The following is a 19580-nucleotide window of genomic DNA, read 5'->3' on the forward strand; positions in this document are numbered from 1 at the left end:
GAGCTGGCCAGGGCCACCGCCTACTTCTACGAGAAGCTGCCCATCCCGTTCTTCTGCGCCGACTTCCTGTTCGACGGCGAGCGGTACTGGTTCTCCGAGCTGGAGCCCGACGGCGTGATCGCGCCCGACTGGGGCGACCCGGCCAGGACGCTGCAGCGGGACGTCACGCGGGCCCGCTGGATCGCCTACCGCGACGGCCACGCCCGCTGGCTGGCCGCAGGAGCCGCCATCCCGACCATCGAGAGCTGGTGACGACATGATCGAATCGTTCTCGCTGCCCCCCGAGGCGGCCGAGCCGCACCTGCGCGTGCCGCGCCGCGCGCTGGACCTGCTCAAGAGCGTGCCCGCGCTCGCGCCGCGCTACGCCGGGCACGAGAAGGTCCTCACGCTGGAGGACCTGGCCGCGCTGCCCCCGCTGGTCAAGGACGACCTGAACGTGGCGCTGGCCCACCTGCGCCCGGCCGCCGAGCACGGCGCCACCTGGCTGTTCCAGAGCGGCGGCAGCACCGGCGCGCCCAAGGTCGGTTACGCGCCCACCGGCTTCTACATGGACGGCGTGCACGCGCACTGGCAGCCGCTGGAGCGCGACGACGTCTTCGTCAACGCCTGGGGCGCCGGCCGCATGTGGGGCGCGCACTTCCTGGCCGCCGCGTTCGCCGACCTGTCCGGCTGCCAGGTCATCGCGCTCGGCTCGGTCACCAAGGACGAGTACGGCGACTGGCTGGGCTTCTGCGCCGACCGGGAGGTGACCGCGTTCGGCGGCACCCCGAGCGTGCTGCGGCTGTGGTTCGCGCACGCCCGCGAGCACGGGATACGCCTGCCCGCGCTGCGCAAGGTGCTCTGGCTCGGCGAGGCCTGGCACCCGCAGCTCGACGAGGACCTGGCCGAGGTGGCGCCGGACGCGCGCCGCTGGGGCATGTTCGGCAGCACCGAGACCTGGGTGGCCGGCACCAACACCCCGCGGTGCCCGGCCGACGTCTTCCACCTGCTGCCCGACCAGCTCGTGCACCTGGACGCCGACGGACTGATGGACTTCACCACGCTCAACCCGGACATGCTCAACCCGGTGCTGCGCTACCGCACCGGCGACGCCGGGGAGTTCACCGCCTGCCCGTGCGGCCGCCCCGGCCGGACGCTGCGCGTGCTCGGCCGCAGGGACTCGGTAGTGCAGGTGCGCGGACTCGGCCTGCACGTGGACGACCTGCTCGCCCGGGCCGAGCGCGAGCCGGGCGTCACACGGGCGCAGGTCGTCGTCACCCAGCGGCGCGGCCGCGTGGCCACCGTCGACGTTCTGCTGCTGACCGGCCAGGACGCCCCGCCCGGCCTGGCCGAAGGGCTGCGCAGGGAGCTCATGTCCGCCACGTTCACGCTGAGCACGGCCTTCCAGCACGACCCGGAGTCGTTCCGCGTCGTGACCGCCGACGCGCTGATCAGCAACGAGCGCACCGGCAAGACCGCCGGCCTCGTGGTGAGGGACGAGCCGTGAGGTTACCCGCGTCCCTGGGCCGGCAGTTCAACCTGTTCTGGGCCGGCCAGACGGTGAGCCTGGTCGGCGACCGGATCACGGTGTTCGTGGTCCCCACCATGATGATCTTCGTGCTGGACGCCTCCGCGCTGGAGGTCGGCATCGTGGCCATGGCGCAGTACCTCGGCATCCCGCTGCTCGGCCCGGTTGCCGGCGTGCTCGTGGACCGGTGGGACAAGCGCGTGACCATGCTGGCCTGCGACTTCGTCCGGCTGGTCGCGGTGGCGGCGATCCCGCTGGCGTACTGGCTCGGGGTGTTGTCCACGCCGCTGCTGTTCGCCTGCGTGACGCTGATCAGCGCGGCGACGATCTTCTTCAACGTCGGCTACCTGGTCGCGGTGCCCGCCACCGTCCCGCAGGAGCGGCTGGTGCGGGCCTACTCCAGGCTGGAGGGCAGCAGCACGGTCTCCGAGGTGGCCGGGCCGTCCATCGCGGCCGGTCTCTACCACGTGTTCGGGGCGGCGGCGCTGATCGTGGACGCGGCCAGCTACCTGGCCTCCGCCGCGTGCTTCCGCTTCATGCGGCCGTGGGGGACCACCTCGGTCCAGCAGGGCTCGGTCTGGTCGCGGCTGCTCCTGGGCTTCCGGCTGAACTGGGCCGACCCGGTGCTGCGCCGGGTGGTCATCGCCGCCGTGACGCTCAACTCGGGCGGGCCGATCTTCGTCACCGTCCTGCCGGTGCTGGCCTACCAGGGGCTCGGCGTCTCGGTCGGCCTGTTCGGCGCGGCGATGTCGGCGGCGGCCGGCGGCGCGTTCCTCGGCGCGCTGGTCGCACCCAAGATCAGCGACCGGCTGGGTCTCGGCCGCACCATGGCCTGGGGGCTGCTCTGCCACTGCCTGGTCGGGCTGGGCATCCTGGCCGCGCCCGCGCTGCCGGCCGCCCCGGTGATCGGCGTGACGTTCGCCTGCTACGGCTTCTTCATGTCGTGCATCAACGTCTGCAGCGCCCCCATCAGGCAGTCCAGGATGTCGCAGGAGAACCAGGGCGTCATGCACGCCGCGTTCCGCACCGCCACGTGGGGCGTCATCCCGCTGGCCGCGCTCGTCGGCGGCACGCTGGTCACCCTGCTGACCCCCGGCCTCGGCGTGCTCGACGCGGCCAGGACGGTGATGGTCGGCGGCACGCTGCTGGCCGCGTTCTCGTTCCTGCCCGCGTCCGGGATCCAGCCGCTGCTCGACCGGGCCGAGCGCGGGCAGCTGGCGGGGAGCGCGTCATGAGCACCGTGCTGATCACGGGCACGTCGTCGGGCATCGGGCTGGCCACCGCCGTCGCGGCGGCCAGGGCCGGGTTCACCGTGGTGGCCACCATGCGCGACACCGGCAGGGACGGCGAGCTGCGCGAGGCCGCCGCGCGGGCCGGGGTCACGGTGGACGTGCGCCGGCTCGACGTCACCGACCCCGCCTCGGCCGCGGCCTGCCTGCGGTACGTGCGCGTGGCCTACGGGCGGCTGGACGCGCTGGTCAACAACGCCGGCGTGGCCAACTTCGACCCGACCATGGAGATGTCCACCATGGACGACCTGCGGGCCAACCTGGAGGTGAACTTCTTCGGCGTGGTCGCGGTCAGCCGGGTGGCGATGCCGCTGCTGCGGGCCAGCCGGGGCCGTCTGATCACGGTGGGCAGCGTGCACGGGCTGGTCGGGCAGCCGTTCAACGAGGCGTACGCGGCGGCCAAGTTCGCCGTCGAGGGTTTCATGGAGAGCCTGGCCCCGGTCGCGGCGGCGCACGGGGTGAAGGTGAGCGTGGTGGTGCCCGGCTTCGTCCCCGACACCCAGTTCGGGATTTTTCCGGACATCAATCGGGAGACCATCCGCGCCGCCTCCGGCCCCTACGCGCGCACGTTCGGCGACTACATCGACTGGGTGCGCGGCCAGGGCTGGGAGGGCGCCGGACAGTCCAGGGCGGAGGTGGCCGAGGTCATCGTGCACGCGCTGACCGCCGAGTCGCCGCCGTTCCGCATCCCGACCAGCGCCTGGGTGCGCGACTACCTGGCGCCCAAGCTCGCCGACCCGGCGGGCGCGGCCGTCCAGACCCTGGCCAGGACCTGGATCGGAGCACCGGCATGAAGGTGGCCGACCCCGCCTGCCGCTCGCTCGGCATCAGCCTGGAGAGCGTGACCGCCGGCCACGCCAGACTGCGGATGCGCGTCACCGGGGAGATGCTGAACGGCCACGGCATCGCCCACGGCGGCTACCTGTTCCTGCTGGCCGACGCCGCGTTCGCGTACGCGTCCAACGCCCGCGGGCCCGTCACGCTGGCGCACAGCGCGCAGATGACGTTCCTGCGCCCGGTCGCGGCGGGCGACGAGCTGGTCGCCGAGGCCGTCGAACGCGCCAGGTACGGCAGGAACGGCGTCTACGACGTCACCGTGCACGGCCCGGCCGGGGAGATCGTCGCGGAGTTCCGCGGCCAGAGCGTCACCGTGTCCGGCCGCCCGCAGGAACGCGCGCCCGAGGCCGGGACGTGAAGACGCACTGCCCGTACTGCGCGCTGCAGTGCGGGATGACGCTGACGCCACGCCCCGGCGGCGGGGTCCTGGTGGAGCCGCGCGACTTCCCGGTCAACGCCGGCGGCCTGTGCCGCAAGGGCTGGACGGCGGCCGAACTGCTGGACGCGCCCGACCGGCTGCGCACCCCGCTCGTCCGCGACCGCCGCGACGCCCCGCTGCGCCCGGCGACCTGGGACGAGGCCCTGGACCTGGTGGCCGCGCGCGTCCGGCGCGTCCAGGAGGAACACGGCCGAGACGCGGTCGCCGTGTTCGGCGGCGGCGGGCTCACCAACGAGAAGGCGTACCTGCTGGGCAAGTTCGCCCGGGTCGCCCTGCGCACCTCGCAGATCGACTACAACGGCAGGTTCTGTATGTCGTCGGCCGCCGCGGCCGGGCTCAGGGCGTTCGGGCTCGACCGGGGGCTGCCGTTCCCCGTCACCGACCTGGCCGGCGCCGACGCGATCCTGCTGGCCGGGGCCAACGTCGCCGAGACGATGCCGCCCCTGGTCAGGCACCTGCGCCGGGCCAGGGACCGCGGCGGGCTCATCGTGGTGGACCCGCGCCGCACCGCCACCGCGGACCTGGCCGCGCTGCACCTGGCCCCGCGGCCGGGCACCGACCTGGCGCTGGCGCTCGGCCTGCTGCACGCCGTCGTCGCCGGCGGCCACCTGCGGCGCGGCTACGTCGGCGCGCGGACCGAGGGGTTCGCCGCGGCCTGGCGCATCGCCGCCAGGTGGCGGCCGCAGGAGGCCGAACGCGTCACCGGCGTGCCCGCCGCCGACCAGCGGGCCGCCGCCGGGCTGCTGGCCGGGGCCGGGCGCGCGTACGTGCTGACCGGCCGCGGCACCGAGCAGCACGCCGGCGGCGTGGACATGGTGTCGGCGTGGATCAACCTGGCCCTGGCCCTGGGCCTGCCCGGGCGGCCGGGCTCCGGCTACGGCTGCCTGACCGGCCAGGGCAACGGGCAGGGCGGCCGCGAGCACGGGCAGAAGGCCGACCAGCTTCCCGGCTACCGGCGCATCGACGACCAGGACGCGCGCCGGCACGTCGCCGCCGTCTGGGGCGTGCCGGCCGAGGAACTGCCCGGGGCCGGGCGGTCGGCGTACGAGCTGCTGGACGCGCTCGGCACCGCGTCGGGGCCGCGCGCGCTGCTGGTGTTCGGCAGCAACCCCGTGGTGTCCGCGCCGCACGCCGGTCACGTGGCCGACCGGCTGGACGCGCTCGACCTGCTGGTGGTCTGCGACGTCGTGCCGTCGGAGACCGCGCTGCGGGCCGACGTGGTGCTGCCCGTCACCCAGTGGGCCGAGGAGGACGGCACGATGACCAACCTGGAGGGCCGGGTGCTGCTGCGCCGGCGCGCGCTCGCCGCCCCGCCGGGCGTCCGCTCGGACCTGTCCGTCCTGCGCGGGCTGGCGGTGCGGCTCGGGCAGGACGCCGCCGCGTTCCCCGACGACCCGGAGGAGGTGTTCGCCGAGCTGGGCCGCGCCTCGTCCGGCGGCCCCGCCGACTACGCCGGCATCGCCCACGACCGGCTCCGCGACGGCGAGGCCCTGCACTGGCCCTGCCCCGGCGCCCGCCACCCCGGCACGCCCCGCCTCTTCCTGGACGGCTTCGCCCGCCCCGGCGGCCGGGCCAGGTTCGCGCCGGTCGACCACCGCGACGTCACCGAGCCGCCCGACGCCGACTACCCCCTGTACGCCACCACCGGGCGCGTGCTGGCCCACTACCAGTCGGGCGCGCAGACCCGCCGGGTGCCCGAGCTGGTGCGGGCGGCGTCCGGGGCGCACGTGGAGGTGCACCCGGACACCGCCCGCCGCGCCGGGCTCGCCGACGGCGACAGGGCGCGCGTCGTGTCGCGCCGGGGCGCGGTCGAGGTCCTGGTGCGCTGCGTGCCAGGGATCAGGCCGGACACCGTGTTCGTGCCGTTCCACTTCCCCGGCGCGGAACGGGCCAACCTGATGAGCGACCCGGCGCTGGACCCGGTCAGCGGGATGCCCGCGTTCAAGTCGTGCGCGGTCCGGCTGACCCCGGCGAACGGGGAACCCGCGTGAACGCCCGCCCGCCCGGCGGGCGCCAGGCTCCCCGGCGGGTGGTGATCGTGGGGTACGGCCTGGCCGGGGCGCGGCTGGCCGAGCGGATCCGCGAACGCGACCCCGGCGGCGAGCGCGTGTCGCTCACCGTCGTCGGCGCCGAGCCCGGGCCCGCCTACAACCGGGTGCTGCTGTCGGGCGTGCTGGCCGGCACGTTGACCGCCGCCGACACCCGGCTGCACGACCGCGACTGGGCGGCCCGCCACCACGTCACGCTCCGGCTCGGCGCGCCCGCCGTCCGCCTGGACCTGGCGGCCCGCACGATCGTGCTGGCCGGCGGTGCCACGGTCGGCTACGACACGCTGGTCCTGGCCACCGGCGCGCGGCCATGGCTGCCCCCGGTCGAAGGGCTGACCGGCGACAGGGGCGAGCCGGCCGCCGGCGTGGCCACCCTGCGCGACCTGGACGACTGCCTGCGCATCGAACGCCAGGCCGGGCCGGGCGTGCCGCTGGCCGTGCTCGGCGGCGGGGTGCTCGGCGTGGAGACCGCGCTCGGCCTGGCCGGACGCGGCGCCCGGGTCACCCTGGTCCACCCGGCGGGCCACCTGATGGAACGTCAGCTCGACCCGATGGCCGGGGCCACCCTGGCCGGGCTGTGCCGGGCGGCCGGGGTGCGCACGCTCACCGGGCAGAGCGCGGTGCGCTACTACCCGGGCGAGGGCGTCAAGCTCGACGACGGCTCGTTCGTGCCCGCCGCGCTGACCGTGGTGACCGCCGGGACCAGGCCCGGCGTCGAGCTCGCCGCCCGCGCCGGGCTCACGACGGACGCCGGGATCGTGGTGGACGACCGGCTGCGCACCACCGACCCCCGCGTGCACGCCATCGGCGACTGCGCCCAGCCGGGACGGCCGCCGGCCGGGCTGGCGCGGCCCGCGTGGCGGCAGGCGGAGGTGCTGGCCGACCTGCTCACCGGGGCCGACCCGGCGGCGCGCTACCGGCCGGAACCGGCGGTCACCCGGCTGCGCGCCGGCCCCGTCGACCTCACCGCGTTCGGCGAGATCCGCCTGAACCCGCACGACACCCGCGCCGGGGTCGAGGTGCTGGCCTTCGCCGACCCCGCCAGGGGCGTCTACGCCAAGCTCACGCTGTCCGGCGGCGACCGCGTGATCGGCGGCGTCTCGCTGGGCCTGCCGGACGCCGCCGCGCGGCTCGTCGAGCTGTACGACGGCGACCGTCCCGCCCCCGCGGACAGGACCGCGCTGCTGCTCGGCCGGGCCCTGCCGCCACCCGTCGCCGCGGAGCCGCCCGAGACGGCGCTGGTCTGCCGCTGCAACGCGGTGACCAGGGCGGACCTGAAGCGCGCGGCCCGCGAGGACGGCGACCCGGCCGAACGCGCGGCCGCCACCAGGGCCGGCACCGGCTGCGGCGACTGCCTGCCCGAAGTACGCCGCCTCCTGCGCCGGGGAGCACCGACCGAAGGCCCGCACGAACCAGCCGAAGGGAGCGATCCATGAACCCGCACCGGACCCGGCGCTGGATCGACCACTGGGAACCGGAGGACCCGCGCTTCTGGGCCGCCACCGGCCGCCGCGTGGCCACCAGGAACCTGATCTGGTCCATCTTCGTCGAGCACCTCGGCTTCGCGGTGTGGCTGCTGTGGAGCGGCATCGTCGTCCACCTGCCCCAGGCCGGATTCACGTTCACCGTCGACCAGCTGTTCTGGCTGGTGGCGGTGCCGAACCTGGTCGGGGCCGCGCTGCGGCTGCCCTACACGTTCGCGGTCTCGGCGTTCGGCGGCCGCAACTGGAACGTGGCCAGCGCGCTGCTCCTCCTGGCGCCGGTGGGCCTGCTGGCCTGGCTGCTGACCGATCCCGCGACGCCGTACTGGATGTTCCTGGCCGCGGCGGCGACGGCCGGGCTGGGCGGCGGCAACTTCGCCTCGTCCATGGCCAACGTGTCCTACTTCTACCCCGAGCGGCACAAGGGTTTCGCGCTGGGCGTGAACGCGGCGGGCGGCAATCTCGGCGTGGCCGTGGTGCAGGCGCTGGTGCCGCTGGTGGTGACGGCCGGGCTGGTGAACGCCGCGCTGGTGTGGGTCGTCCCGATCCTCGCCGCGGCCCTGTGCGCGTACCTGTTCATGGACAACCTGGCCGTGGCCAGGACCGACTTCAGCGTCCAGGGGCGGGCGTTCCTGCGCGCGCACACCTGGGTCATGTCGTTCCTCTACATCGGCACCTTCGGCTCGTTCATCGGCTACTCGGCGGCGTTCCCGCTGGTCGTCAGCGCCGTCTTCGCCGAGTCCGCGGCGCCTTACCTGGCCTTCCTCGGCCCGCTGGCCGGCTCGCTGGCGCGGCCGGTGGGCGGGCGGCTGGCCGACAGGCACGGCGGGGCCCGGGTCACCGCCTGGTCCTTCTACGCCATGGCGGCCGGGGCCCTGCTCGCGCTCGCCGGGCTCGCCCAGCACGCGTTCCCGCTGTTCCTGGCCGCGTTCGGGCTGCTGTTCACGGCGGCGGGGATCGGCAACGGGTCCACGTACCGGATGATCCCAGCGATCTTCGCGGCGCAGGCGGCGCGGGGCGACGCCGACGCCAGGCTGCGCGCCCGGCGCGAGGCCGCCGCGGCGATCGGCATCGCCTCCGCCGTCGGCGCGTTCGGCGGCTTCCTCATCCCGCGCGGCTTCGCCACCGCGCTGGAGCGCACCGGCTCCATCGACCCCGCGCTGTACGCCTTCCTCGCCGGCTACGCCGTGTTCCTGGCCGTGAACTGGTGGTTCTACCGGCGCACCGTCCTGACCCGTGTCCCCAGCCTCGCTCACAACCAGATCTGACGATCAAGGAGAGACGCACATGCCCGCCAGACCGCTGTCCGCGCTCATCGAGCACGCCCGCCGTCACTCGCCGTTCTACGCCGAGGTCTACCGGGACGTGCCCGAGGGCGCCGCCGACCTCACCCAGCTGCCGATCGTCGACCAGGACGCCTTCTGGGCCGCCAACGCCTGGCCGGACAACCGGCTGCTGACCGGCCCGCTGACCGACGCCGGGATCTACTCCTCGGGCGGCACCACCGGCGCGCCCAAGTTCTCCCCGTGGACCCGTTCCGAGCACGCCGACTCGGTGACGGCGTTCGGCGCCGGGCTGGCCAGGTCCGGGCTGAAGCCGGGACAGCGGGTGGCCAACCTGTTCTCGGCCGGCGAGCTGTACGGGGGGTTCCTCTACATCGAGCACGCGCTGCACAACGCCCCGGTGGAGAACGTCCGGCTGCCGGTCGCCTGCCACGCCCCCGACGACTACGTCGCCGACCTCATCGGCGTCTTCGGCGTCCACGTGCTGGCGGGGCCGCCGATGAAGCTCGCCAAGGTGGCGCAGGCGGTGATCGAGCGCGGCCGGCCGGCCGAGACGGTGGAGCTGCTGCTGTTCGCCGGCGACCTGCTCTTCGACGACCTGCGGCCGCAGCTCGCCAAGGCCTTCCCCGCGGCCTCGATCTCCTCGCTCGGCTACGCCTCGAACGACGCCGGGCTGATCGGCGCGCCGGTGCCCGGCCAGGACGTACGCGTCCACGAGGCGTTCGCCGACCGCACCGTGGTCGAGCTGATCGACGAGGTGACCGGCGAGCCGATCACCGAGCCCGGCGTGCCCGGCCGGGTGATCGTCACGAACCTGTTCAGGACGCTCATGCCGATCATCCGCTACCCGGTCGGCGACCTGGCCGAGTGGGTCGACGCGGACTGCCGGGCCTTCCGGCTGGTCGGCAGGACGTCCGAGGGCGCCAGGGTGGAGACGGTGGCGATGTCCACCGAGGCCATCCGCGAGGTGCTGGCCGCGGCCGACCCGGAGCGGGCGATGTCCGGGATGCAGATGGTGCAGCGCCGCTGGGACGGCAAGGACGGCCTGATCCTGCGCCTGGCCACGGTGGCCGAGCCGCAGGACGAGCTGACCCGGCGGCTCATCGACGCCGTCTACGCGGCCAGGCCGGCCTACCCGCAGTCCGTGGCGGACGGCCTCATCCACCCGCTGTCCATCGAGTGGGTGCGGCCGTCGGATCTGATGCTGCACCCGCGGACCGGCAAGGTGCTGCGCGTGGTCGACGAGCGCCTGCAGTAGCAGTCGTCATTCCGTGTCCGAATGCTGGACGAAACATTTCGGCGAGGCCGGGGAAAGGCGGCTGAAGCGTTCCAAGAATGGCGTGTGATGCAGATCACATCGCTCGACAAATTCTGGAAAGCGGTTACACCACAACGGAGCTGACATGCAGTGCGCCGCGTGGTCGATTCCGGAAGGACACCGTCCGTCACGCCGCCGATGCCGTATTGGCCGTTGACCCCGCGAAGATCGTCGATCACGATCCGGGTTGCTCGTCTTTATCAGGTCCTTATTCGACGCGATTCGGCCTCGTTCCCGGGGTCTGCGTCAGCGTGCCTTGAAGAGGTGGCGACATGCGTGCGTGGCGGCGGCGGATGCGATTGATGGCATTGGCCATCGGCGTGACGGCGGCGGTTCTCCTGTCCGGGCTCGCGGTGCCCGACACGTTGGTGAGCAGGGCTTCGGCGTCCGTCGGGACGCCGGAGCCGGAACGCTCGGTGGACGGCCGCGAGGTGCCCGAGCCGAAGGTGGCCAAGGGCGCCGAGGAATCACAGCCCAAGGTCGAGCGGCGGGCCCCGGCCTGGCCGAGACCCGGCACCGCGACGGTCGATCCACCGGCCGACCACAAGACGGTGCCGGCCGCCGGGCTGCCGGTCCGGGTCGGGACGGTCAAGGGCGCCGCCGACCCGGGCAAGGTGAAGGTGGAGACGCTGGCCCCGGAGGCGGTGCAGCGGCTGGGCGGGGTGGGCATCGCCGCCCGGCTGAGCGCCGACACCGCCGGGAAGGTGCGCGCGCAGTTCTCCTACGCCGGTTTCCGCGACGCCCACGGCGGCAACTTCGCCACCCGCCTGCAGCTCCTGCGCGTGCCCGCGTGCGCCCTGTCCACGCCCAGGCCGCGTGACTGCGTGGTGCGCCCGCAGCCGGTCAAGGCACACAACGACGTCAAGACCGGCACGCTGACCGCCGACATCGACGCCGACCCGGCCACCGGTAAGCCGGCCGCCCTCGCGCTGCCCAAGAGCCAGACCGGCAAGAACCCGGCCAAGGCCGACGCCCGCGCGGCCCAGGCGTTCACCTCCGGTTCGGTGTACGTGCTGGCCACCGGGATGACCGGCCCTGACGGCAACTTCGGCGCCACCGACCTCAAGCCGTCGGGCACCTGGCAGGCCGGCACCTCCGGCGGCGGCTTCTCCTACGACTACCCGCTGCCCGAGGCTCCGTCCCCGGTCGGCAACGGGCCGAACCTGTCGCTGCAGTACGACGCCTCCTCCGTGGACGGCGAGGGCCACTGGACCAACAACCAGTCCGGCTCGGTCGGCATCGGCTGGAGCCTGTCGGCCGGGTTCATCGAGCGCAAGTACAAGCGCTGCACCGCCTGGAACCAGTACGACCCGGACACCTCCGACCTGATCTGGTACGCCGACGAGAACGCCCCCTGGGGCCACGCCGTCTGCTGGGAGTCCCCGGACGAGCGCGCCACCGACATCACCACCAAGGACTACACCCAGTCCGAGCTGGTGCTGCACCTGGCCGGCCGGTCGGCATCCATCGTCAAGGACCGCACGTCCGGTCTGTGGAAGACGGTGCCCGACTTCGGGTGGAAGGTCGAGCAGGTGGCCGGCGGCGCGGACGGGCAGGCGTACTGGAAGGTCACCTCCTCCGACGGGCAGGTGCACCGCTTCGGCTACACCAAGGACGCCCAGTGGCAGCTGCAGTACATCGCCAACCAGCGGGGCGAGCCGTGCTGGGAGCGCTACTTCAACGACATGATCCCGCCCACCTGCGCCGGGGTGTGGCGGTGGAACCTGGACCAGTCGATCGACGCCAACGAGAACGTCGTCGACTACACCTACGAGCGTGAGACCAACTACTTCTGCATGCCCGGCTGTGACTACGAGACGTACAAGGTGCTCCCGTACGACCGGGGCGGGTTCCTGAAGCAGATCAGTTACGGCCACAACACGCAGGTCGCGGGCAGCGTGCCGACTTCGCGCACCACGTTCACCACCTCCGATCGCGGCGGCGTGGACGTGCCCACCGACCTGAACTGCGGCCCCACCTGCGCCACCAACGACGCGATCGCCTTCTACACCGCGCGCAAGCTGGACTCGGTGCTGACCGAGTCGCTCAACCCGGCCACCGGCGCGTGGGAGCCGAACACCCGTCTCGACCTGCGCTACCGCTGGATCTACACCCGCACCGACTTCGGCCCGGCCTACGACCCGGTGTTGTGGCTGGACAGCGTGCAGCAGACCGGCCTGGCCGGCAACACCCCGCAGAAGCTGCCGCCGGTGGCGTTCGACGCGGCGATGGTGGCCGGGAAGATGCTCTACGACAACTGGTCGGACTGGACCGACTCCCTGTCCTGGCGCATGGTCCCGCGCGTGGCCGGCATCGGCAACGGCATGGGCGGCCGGATCGAGGTCACCTACGGCCAGTCCGACCGCTGCGGCGGCGGCAAGGGCCGCGACGGCACCGACTACTTCACCGACCAGATCGGCGACTGCTACCGGGTCGACTACGACTCCAACCCCGAGACCGGCTACGAGAGCTGGGGCCGCTTCTACAAGCAGCTCGCGCTGAAGGTGGTCGAGCGTGACCTGGTCGGCGGCTCGCCCGACATGGTCACCAACTACGACTACGTGGGCAGCCCGCTGTGGGTCAACCGGCTGTCGTTCACCCAGCCCGAATGGGCGCCGACGGCCAGCGACTGGCGCGGCTACGCCACGGTCCGCACCACCCGCGGCTCCGGCTCCGACCCGAACGGCTACACCGTCACCTCCGACACCTTCTTCCGCGGCACCGGCGGCACGATCACCGACTTCGAAGGCAACAACGTCACCGACGCGCACGCCTTACAAGGTCAACTGCTGCAGGAGCAGACCTGGAAGCTGACGGCCACCGAGCCGCGCGCCTACACCGAGGCCGAGTCCACCCGGTACGAGTACCAGGTCGCCGCCACCGGCACCGGGCCCGGCACGCTGGATCCCGCGTTCGTCCACCGCACCAGGGAACGCACCCGCGAGCAGGTGACGGGCGGCGGCTGGCGCTGGAGCGACCAGCGCACCGCCTACAACGCCGACGGCCAGCCGACCACCGTCAACGACTACGGCGACACCGCCGTGACCAGCGACAACACCTGCACCAGCGTCACCTACGCCCGCAACCCGGCCAACGGCATCACCAGCCTGCCCTCGGTGGCCGAGAAGCGCGCCGGCGACAGCTGCACCACCGGCGCCCTGCTCGGCAAGGCCGTCACCCTGTACGACGGCGGCACCGACCCGGCCACCAACACCCCCTCCGACGGCAACGTCACCGAGACCCGCTCCTACGCCGGCGCCACGTCGATCTCGGTCACCAAGGGCACCTTCGACGACTACGGCCGGGCCCTGACCGCCACCGACGCCCTCGGCAAGGTCACCACCACCGCCTACACCCCCGCGGTCGGCTGGCCCTACCAGGGCGCGAAGGTCACGAACCCGCTCGGCCACGTGGTCACCACGTTCTCCTCCCACCGCAACGGCCTGCCCACCAAGCTGGTCGACGCCAACGGCAAGACCACCGAGATCGGCTACGACGCGCTCGGGCGGGCGGCCAAGCTCTGGGAGCCCGGGCAGCCACCGGGCACGCCGACCGCGACCGTCGACTACGACATCCCCTTCGACGGCAACCTCGGCCAGCCCACCGCCCCGGCCAGGACCACGATGCGCAAACTGCTGCGCGGGACGACGTATCTGTCCACCTACAGCTACGAGGACGGCTTCGGCCGGCCCCGCGAGGCCCAGACCGAATCGCCGGCCGGCGGCCGGGTGGTCCAGGTGACCACCTACGACGCCCGGGGCCTGCAGAGCGCGTCGTCCCAGCCGGTCCACAACACCGAAGCCCCCGGCAGCGGCCTGCTGAACCCGCCGCTGACCGCCCTGCCGTCCTGGACCAGGACCGTCTACGACAGCATGGAACGCCCGACCGCGGTCATCGACCACCACCTGGCCGCCGAGTTCCGCCGCACCACGACCACCTACCCCGGCCTGGACCGCATCGAGGTGACCCCGCCGGTGGGCGGCAAGACCGTCACCGTCTCCGACGTCTTCGACCGCACCGTCAGGACCGAGGAGTGGAAGGACGGCGCCACCCACCACGACACCACCTACACCTACGACGCGGCGGGCAACGTCTCCAAGATCACCGACGCGAACGGCAACGTCCGCACGTTCACCTACGACTGGCTCAGCCGCCGCACCGCGACCACGGACCCCGACGCGGGATCGTCCACCTACGGCTACGACGCCGCGGGCCGGCCCGTCTGGACCATCGACGGCAACGGCGCGAAGATCTCCACCGTCCACGACGATCTGGGCCGGCGCACCAGCCAGTGGGCCGGCGAGCCGCAGACGGGGACCAAGCTCGCCGAGTGGACCTACGACTCCATCGCCAAGGGGCAACCCACCGCCGCCACCCGCTACGTCGGCGCCGCCGCCTACACCGACGCCATCACCTCGTACGACGACTCCTACCGGGCGACCGGCACCAAACTGAGCATTCCGGCCACCGAAGGAGCGCTGGCCGGCGACTACGCGTTCACCGCGAGCTACGACGCGGCCGGCAACCTGACCAGCCAGAGCATGCCGGGCAAGGGCGACCTGGCGGCCGAGACGCTCACCTTCGGCTACACCGACCTCGGCCTGGTCGAGGACCTCACCTCCGACTACGCCGGCGGAACCACCTACGTCAAGGAGACGCTGTTCTCGGCCACCGCCCGCCTGAACGAGCGCTCCTACGGCGCCAACGCCCAGGTCAAGCGCACCTTCACCTGGGACGAGGGCACCGGCTGGCTCAACCGCCTCACCACGACCGCCGGCTCGCAGGTCGCCCAGGACGACACCTTCACCTACAGCAAGGGCGGCCAGCTCACCCGCATCCACGACACCCCGGCCGGCCAGTACGAGTGCTTCGGATACGACGGGCTCGACCGGCTGACCGCCGCCTTCACCACCGCCGACGCCACCTGCGCGGCCGGTGACGGCCAGGGCGTCGACCCGTACGACCAGTCGTTCACCTACGACGCGGTCGGCAACCTCAAGACCGTCACCGACAACGGCGTCACCTCCACCTACGGCTACGCGGCGGCGGGCGCCTCCGCGACCCGGCCCAACGCCGTCACCTCCATCACCCGTCCTGGCCGCACCGACACCTACGGCTACGACGACGCCGGCCAGCTCGTCGCCCGCACGGTCGACGGCAAGCAGTCCACCTTCTCCTGGAACGCCCTCGGGCAGATGGACAAGGCCGTCGTCAACGGCGCCGAGACGTCGATGGTCTACGACGCCGAAGGCGAGCGGCTCATCCGCCGCGACCCCGACGGCTCGTCCACCCTCTACCTCGGCGGCATGGAGGTGCGGGCGACCGGCGGCGTCGTCAAGACCACCCGCTACTACTCCGGCCCCGACGGCGCCGTGGTCGCGATGCGGACCTCGGCCGGCATCCAGTGGCTCGCCTCGGGCATGCACGGGTCCACGCAGCTCGCCGTGAACGACAGCACCGGCCAGATCTCCCGCGAGCGCTACCTGCCCTACGGCCAGCGGCGCGGCAGCGACGATCTGCCGTTCACCGACAGGGGCTTCCTCGGCAAGACCGAGGACGCGTCCACCGGCCTGACCTACCTGTCGGCCCGCTACTACGACCCGGCGATCGCCAAGTTCGTGTCCACGGACCCGCTCCTGGACCTGACCAAACCGCAATGGACCAACCCCTACTCCTACGCCGGCAACAACCCCGTGGGCGCCTCCGACCCCACCGGGCTGAAGGTGATCGACGACGCCGGCTCCGCCGACCCGTGCGCCAAGCCCAAGAGCGTCGCGTGCAAGGTCAAGCGCAAGCAGGAGGCGGACGCCGCGCTGCGCGCCGCCCAGGCCGAGGTGCAGCGCCAGCTCAAAGCGCTCATCGACGCCGTGATGGCCATCGCGAAGATCGCGGCAGACGAGCTGGGCATCACCGCCGGCATCAAGTGCTTCACCAGCGGCGACCTGGGAGCCTGCGGCGAGACCGCGCTGAACATCCTCGGCTCGCTGGCAGGCGGCCTGGCCGGCAAGCTCGCGGTGAAGTACGCACTTCCCTGGAAGTGGAAGAAGGCCTACGAGCTGGGCAAACGCGTCTGGAAGCACGCGGGCGACGCCATCAGCGCCTTCAAGAACTGGCTCGCGGCGAAGGACAAGCTCAAGATCGCCGAACGAGTCAGGGACGCGGCGACCAAGGAACTGGGCGACTGCAACAGCTTCGTCCCCGGCACGTTGGTGGTGATGGCCGACGGAACCACCAAACCCATCGAAGACGTCGACGTGGGCGATCAGGTCCTGGCGACCGATCCGGAGACGGGTGAACGGTCGGCCCAGCCCGTCCTGGCCCTGATCACCGGCGAAGGCGTCAAGAACCTGGTGCGGGTCTCGGTCCGGACCCACGACGGCCCGGGCGTGGTGATCGCCACCGCCGAACACCCGTTCTGGGTGGCGGACCTGAAGGCATGGGTGGCCGCCACCCGCCTGACGCCCGGCATGTGGCTCAGGACCGGCGCCGGCACGCACGTCCAGGTCGCGGCGGTGGCCAAGTGGACCAGCCCCCAGCAGGACGTCCACAACCTCAGCGTCGCGGGCCCGCACACCTACCACGTGGCGGCGGCGAGCACCGACGTCCTGGTCCACAACGACAACCCGACCTGCGACCTCGCGGCGGCGATGAAGCGGGCGCTGGCCAAGAAGGCCGGCTTCAGCGGGGTGGGCGTGCGGCTGCTCGTCGACGAGAACCTCTCGCCCGGCTTGGCCGCCTTCCTGCGCAAGCAGGGCTTCGACGCCCGGAGCGTCCAGGAGCTGGGACTCAAGGGCGCGAAGGACCCCGAACTCGCCCAGCTCGCCGAGCAGCTCGGCGCGAAGGTGGTGACGCGGGACCGCGGCCGGCAGATGGACGGCGGGTTCGGAAGGAACGCGATCCAGATAAACTCGAAGATCAGCAGTTTCGCGGCGATCCTGAGGATCATCACCGGCAAATGACAGGCATTCCCGGCCGTGCCGGCCCAGACCAGGCCGAGCTTTCCGCGATCCACCGGCGGTGGGTCGCGGAACGGCATCGGCGTACCGAGGATCCCGATTATCGGGAGGAGTGGTATTACGAGCAGTGCGGCAGTTGCCGGTTCTGGCTGCCGCTCTCGGGGGAGCTGGGCCGCGACTACGGCGCGTGCGCGAACCCGGCCTCGCCCTTCGACGGCAGGGTGCGTTTCGAGCACGACGGGTGTGAAGCTTTCCAGGAGGCGGGAGCGTGGTCCACGCCGGAGGACCACGACGCCCAGCGGCGGTGGCGGCTGTACCTGCGCGCCCTGGACGACCTGGACGAACGCGGCCTGACGCTGCTCCGCGACGCCCTCGCCGACGAGCCCGACCGGGAACTGGCGCTGGCCGTGGTCCTGCGCGCGCTGGAGTCGGTGGGCGCGAGCGAGCGCCGGCCGTGGATCGAGCTCACGCCGCCGGGGCCGGACCGCGAACGTGCCGAGTCGCGGGCCGTGGATCTCGACGCCTTGGCCGGCGGGCCGTCCGGAGTGCCCGGCGACTGGTCGGACTGGCTGCAACGACGACTGGCGGCGACGACTGCGGACCTCGCGACGCTGGACCTCCTCGCCCAGGCGGGGCGCACCAGGCGCGTCAGGCGGATGGCCGCCGAGCGCCGCCAGGCGATCGACGGCTCATGATTTTACGGCCGAGCCGCGACCTGCGACGCCTTCAAGGAGGATCTCCGATCTCCGATCCTGAAGCAGCGGCGGCCGGTCTCCGCGTCCTCCTCGGCCTGCGGGCCGTGGGCGTGGGCCGGGCGCTCAACCTGGGGATCGTCGAGTTCGACCGTCCGTCCCAGGCCGCGCTGGAGCGACCGGCGGACGACAGGACGCCCTTCGCGCTCCACCTGCAGTGCCCTTTCCGCATCGCCTACGAGGGCCGGATCATCCTGGGCTCGGGGGACATCGCCTGGCGGGAGGCCGACGTCCGCGGCGCGCAGGCCGCCGGCGGCGAGCGCACGATGTACGACTTCATGGCCGACCACGTGGACCGGGCCTTCGCGGAGGTCCGGCCCGCGGTGATCGCGGTGGACGTCACGCCGCTCGGCGACCTCCGCGTCGAGCTGGAACACCAGTTCACGGTGCAGGCGTTCCCGGTCGTGTCCGGCCGCAAGGAGGCGTGGCGATTCCTGGAGCGGGCCGGCGAACACGTGGTCTTTCCGCCGGAGGACGAGTTGTACGGCTGAATGCCCATCGCCGGACGAGAGCCGGCGCCCGTGGGAGCGCTACGCCGGCTTATCCGTGCATTCATGGATTTCGCCGTACCGGTGGCGGGCGATGCGGAGCAGGGCGATCGAGTCCGCGACCACGTTCCTCCCCTTCGCCGCTTCCGAGAAGTCGATGCCCATCCAGGGGCGCTCGTCGCCACATCGGAACAACATGAACACGACGTAGGGGTTCGTCCCGGAGCTCTCTCCCGTGTACGCGATCAACCCTTCGCCGAGGTCGGCCGGCAGGCCGGCGAGCCGGCGGCTGCCGAAGTTCTCGAGGGCGAGATCCAGCGCCTGGTCACCGCCGCGGGCGGACCAGTAGAGGGAGAAGCGGGTGTACCCGTTCCGCAACAAGCATCCGCCATGCGTCGTGGGAACACCCCACGTGCTCTCGGTCAGGGGTAGGGAGAGTCCGCTGATGATGCGGACCGCTTGCCGCGGGATGACGTCGCACCAGTACGGTCCGACGTCGACGATGGCACGGGTGTCGACGGTGGGCTTCGGGGGCGGTGAAGGTGGTTCCCGTGGGCAGCCGGAACTCGACACCAGCGCGAGAAGTGCGCCGATGACGGTGATCAGAGCGCGTGCGGGCATTTCAGCGGCTTCACCGGAGTGGGGATGCGGGTTTATCGAACCCCGTGCTTTTGCATGACGATAACGGTGAGTGGGCTGAATACCCCGGTAACCAACTTTCTCGTGATTTCTCCCGCACAAGCCGTTCAGAGGCATTAGGGCCCGCTGTCGTGCCCGATGAAGGTCAGCAGATCTTGTAGGCGGAGCGCGACGAGTTGTACGAGCAGGAGTCCACCAGCGCGCCCGCCGGGTCGCGCAGGTACGCGGTGTCCCTGACCTGGTTCCAGATGTAGGCGAACGTCCCGCCGCTCCGGCCCCAGTACAGAGTGGTGCGGGTGTTCCTGCCCTTCCCGGTGCGGACGGTGACCGTCTTTCCGGCGCCGAGGGTGAACGCGCCGAAGGTGTAGACGTGATCCGAGCGGCTCGTCTTGTCGCGGAGCGTCCAGCCCTCGAGGCTGACGGCCTTCCTGGAGGTGTTACTGATCTGCGCGTACTCGCCGTTGAGACTGCTGTTCGCGCCGTGGTCCGGGGAGCCGGGCGAATCGTAGTAGATCTTGGTGATCTGGAGGGCGGGGGCCGCGG

General features: G+C 72.5%; 14 protein-coding genes. 12 read left to right on the plus strand and 2 right to left on the minus strand.

The annotated features are described in order from the left end of the window. The 12 genes from HII36_RS43180 to HII36_RS43235 form a co-directional block, all read left to right on the plus strand. Positions 1-252: hypothetical protein (locus tag HII36_RS43180; RefSeq protein ID WP_173529150.1), on the plus strand; the 252-nt coding region annotated here is incomplete at its 5' end. A gap of 4 nt (positions 253-256) precedes the next feature. Continuing rightward, a complete protein-coding gene (locus HII36_RS43185; protein WP_173529151.1) occupies positions 257-1486 on the plus strand; it encodes an AMP-binding protein in 1230 nt (409 codons plus the stop codon). Beyond that, positions 1483-2742: an MFS transporter gene (locus tag HII36_RS43190; RefSeq protein ID WP_173529152.1), complete on the plus strand. Its 1260-nt coding sequence runs from the start codon at positions 1483-1485 to the stop codon at positions 2740-2742. The genes HII36_RS43185 and HII36_RS43190 overlap by 4 nt, the downstream gene beginning before the upstream one ends. Then, a complete protein-coding gene (locus HII36_RS43195) occupies positions 2739-3590 on the plus strand; it encodes an SDR family NAD(P)-dependent oxidoreductase (protein WP_173529153.1) in 852 nt (283 codons plus the stop codon). Before HII36_RS43190 ends, HII36_RS43195 begins: the two co-directional genes overlap by 4 nt. After that, positions 3587-3991, plus strand: coding sequence for a hydroxyphenylacetyl-CoA thioesterase PaaI (gene paaI / locus HII36_RS43200; RefSeq protein WP_173529154.1), 405 nt, complete (start codon positions 3587-3589; stop codon positions 3989-3991). Before HII36_RS43195 ends, paaI begins: the two co-directional genes overlap by 4 nt. A gap of 35 nt (positions 3992-4026) precedes the next feature. Further along, a complete protein-coding gene (locus tag HII36_RS43205; RefSeq protein WP_173529163.1) occupies positions 4027-6063 on the plus strand; it encodes a molybdopterin oxidoreductase family protein in 2037 nt (678 codons plus the stop codon). Then, a complete protein-coding gene (locus HII36_RS58945; protein WP_173529155.1) occupies positions 6060-7556 on the plus strand; it encodes an FAD-dependent oxidoreductase in 1497 nt (498 codons plus the stop codon). Before HII36_RS43205 ends, HII36_RS58945 begins: the two co-directional genes overlap by 4 nt. Further along, the gene (locus HII36_RS43215) at positions 7553-8869 is read left to right on the plus strand and encodes an MFS transporter (protein ID WP_173529156.1); all 1317 of its coding nucleotides are present in this window, start codon (positions 7553-7555) and stop codon (positions 8867-8869) included. Before HII36_RS58945 ends, HII36_RS43215 begins: the two co-directional genes overlap by 4 nt. A 19-nt stretch (positions 8870-8888) precedes the next feature. Then, the gene (locus HII36_RS43220; protein WP_173529157.1) at positions 8889-10142 is read left to right on the plus strand and encodes a phenylacetate--CoA ligase family protein; all 1254 of its coding nucleotides are present in this window, start codon (positions 8889-8891) and stop codon (positions 10140-10142) included. A gap of 362 nt (positions 10143-10504) precedes the next feature. Further along, positions 10505-17161, plus strand: coding sequence for a DUF5615 family PIN-like protein (locus HII36_RS43225; protein ID WP_173529158.1), 6657 nt, complete (start codon positions 10505-10507; stop codon positions 17159-17161). Next, a complete protein-coding gene (locus HII36_RS43230) occupies positions 17158-17853 on the plus strand; it encodes a DUF3027 domain-containing protein (RefSeq protein WP_173529159.1) in 696 nt (231 codons plus the stop codon). Before HII36_RS43225 ends, HII36_RS43230 begins: the two co-directional genes overlap by 4 nt. Beyond that, on the plus strand, positions 17850-18401 hold the full coding sequence (locus HII36_RS43235; RefSeq protein WP_173529160.1) for a hypothetical protein: 552 nt from the start codon (positions 17850-17852) through the stop codon (positions 18399-18401). Before HII36_RS43230 ends, HII36_RS43235 begins: the two co-directional genes overlap by 4 nt. A 39-nt stretch (positions 18402-18440) precedes the next feature. Here the strand turns inward: HII36_RS43235 and HII36_RS43240 are convergent, their stop codons facing one another. Both HII36_RS43240 and HII36_RS43245 read right to left on the minus strand, forming a co-directional pair. After that, positions 18441-19019: a hypothetical protein gene (locus HII36_RS43240; protein WP_173529161.1), complete on the minus strand. Its 579-nt coding sequence runs from the start codon at positions 19017-19019 to the stop codon at positions 18441-18443. Between the two features lie 163 nt (positions 19020-19182). Beyond that, on the minus strand, positions 19183-19580 hold a 398-nt coding region (locus HII36_RS43245; RefSeq protein WP_173529162.1), incomplete at its 5' end, for a lamin tail domain-containing protein.

Source organism: Nonomuraea antri, assembly GCF_013283785.1.
In the GTDB taxonomy this organism is placed as follows: domain Bacteria; phylum Actinomycetota; class Actinomycetes; order Streptosporangiales; family Streptosporangiaceae; genus Nonomuraea; species Nonomuraea antri.

What these genes read in the sequence shown, in the direction of transcription:
- HII36_RS43185 (WP_173529151.1), top strand. Translation starts at nt 257, where the DNA reads ATGATCGAATCGTTCTCGCTGCCCCCCGAGGCGGCCGAGCCGCACCTG.
- HII36_RS43195 (WP_173529153.1), top strand. Translation starts at nt 2,739, where the DNA reads ATGAGCACCGTGCTGATCACGGGCACGTCGTCGGGCATCGGGCTGGCC.
- paaI (WP_173529154.1), top strand. Translation starts at nt 3,587, where the DNA reads ATGAAGGTGGCCGACCCCGCCTGCCGCTCGCTCGGCATCAGCCTGGAG.
- HII36_RS43205 (WP_173529163.1), top strand. Translation starts at nt 4,027, where the DNA reads ATGACGCTGACGCCACGCCCCGGCGGCGGGGTCCTGGTGGAGCCGCGC.
- HII36_RS43215 (WP_173529156.1), top strand. Translation starts at nt 7,553, where the DNA reads ATGAACCCGCACCGGACCCGGCGCTGGATCGACCACTGGGAACCGGAG.
- HII36_RS43220 (WP_173529157.1), top strand. Translation starts at nt 8,889, where the DNA reads ATGCCCGCCAGACCGCTGTCCGCGCTCATCGAGCACGCCCGCCGTCAC.
- HII36_RS43225 (WP_173529158.1), top strand. Translation starts at nt 10,505, where the DNA reads ATGGCATTGGCCATCGGCGTGACGGCGGCGGTTCTCCTGTCCGGGCTC.
- HII36_RS43230 (WP_173529159.1), top strand. Translation starts at nt 17,158, where the DNA reads ATGACAGGCATTCCCGGCCGTGCCGGCCCAGACCAGGCCGAGCTTTCC.
- HII36_RS43235 (WP_173529160.1), top strand. Translation starts at nt 17,850, where the DNA reads ATGATTTTACGGCCGAGCCGCGACCTGCGACGCCTTCAAGGAGGATCT.
- HII36_RS43240 (WP_173529161.1), bottom strand. Translation starts at nt 19,019, where the DNA reads ATGCCCGCACGCGCTCTGATCACCGTCATCGGCGCACTTCTCGCGCTG.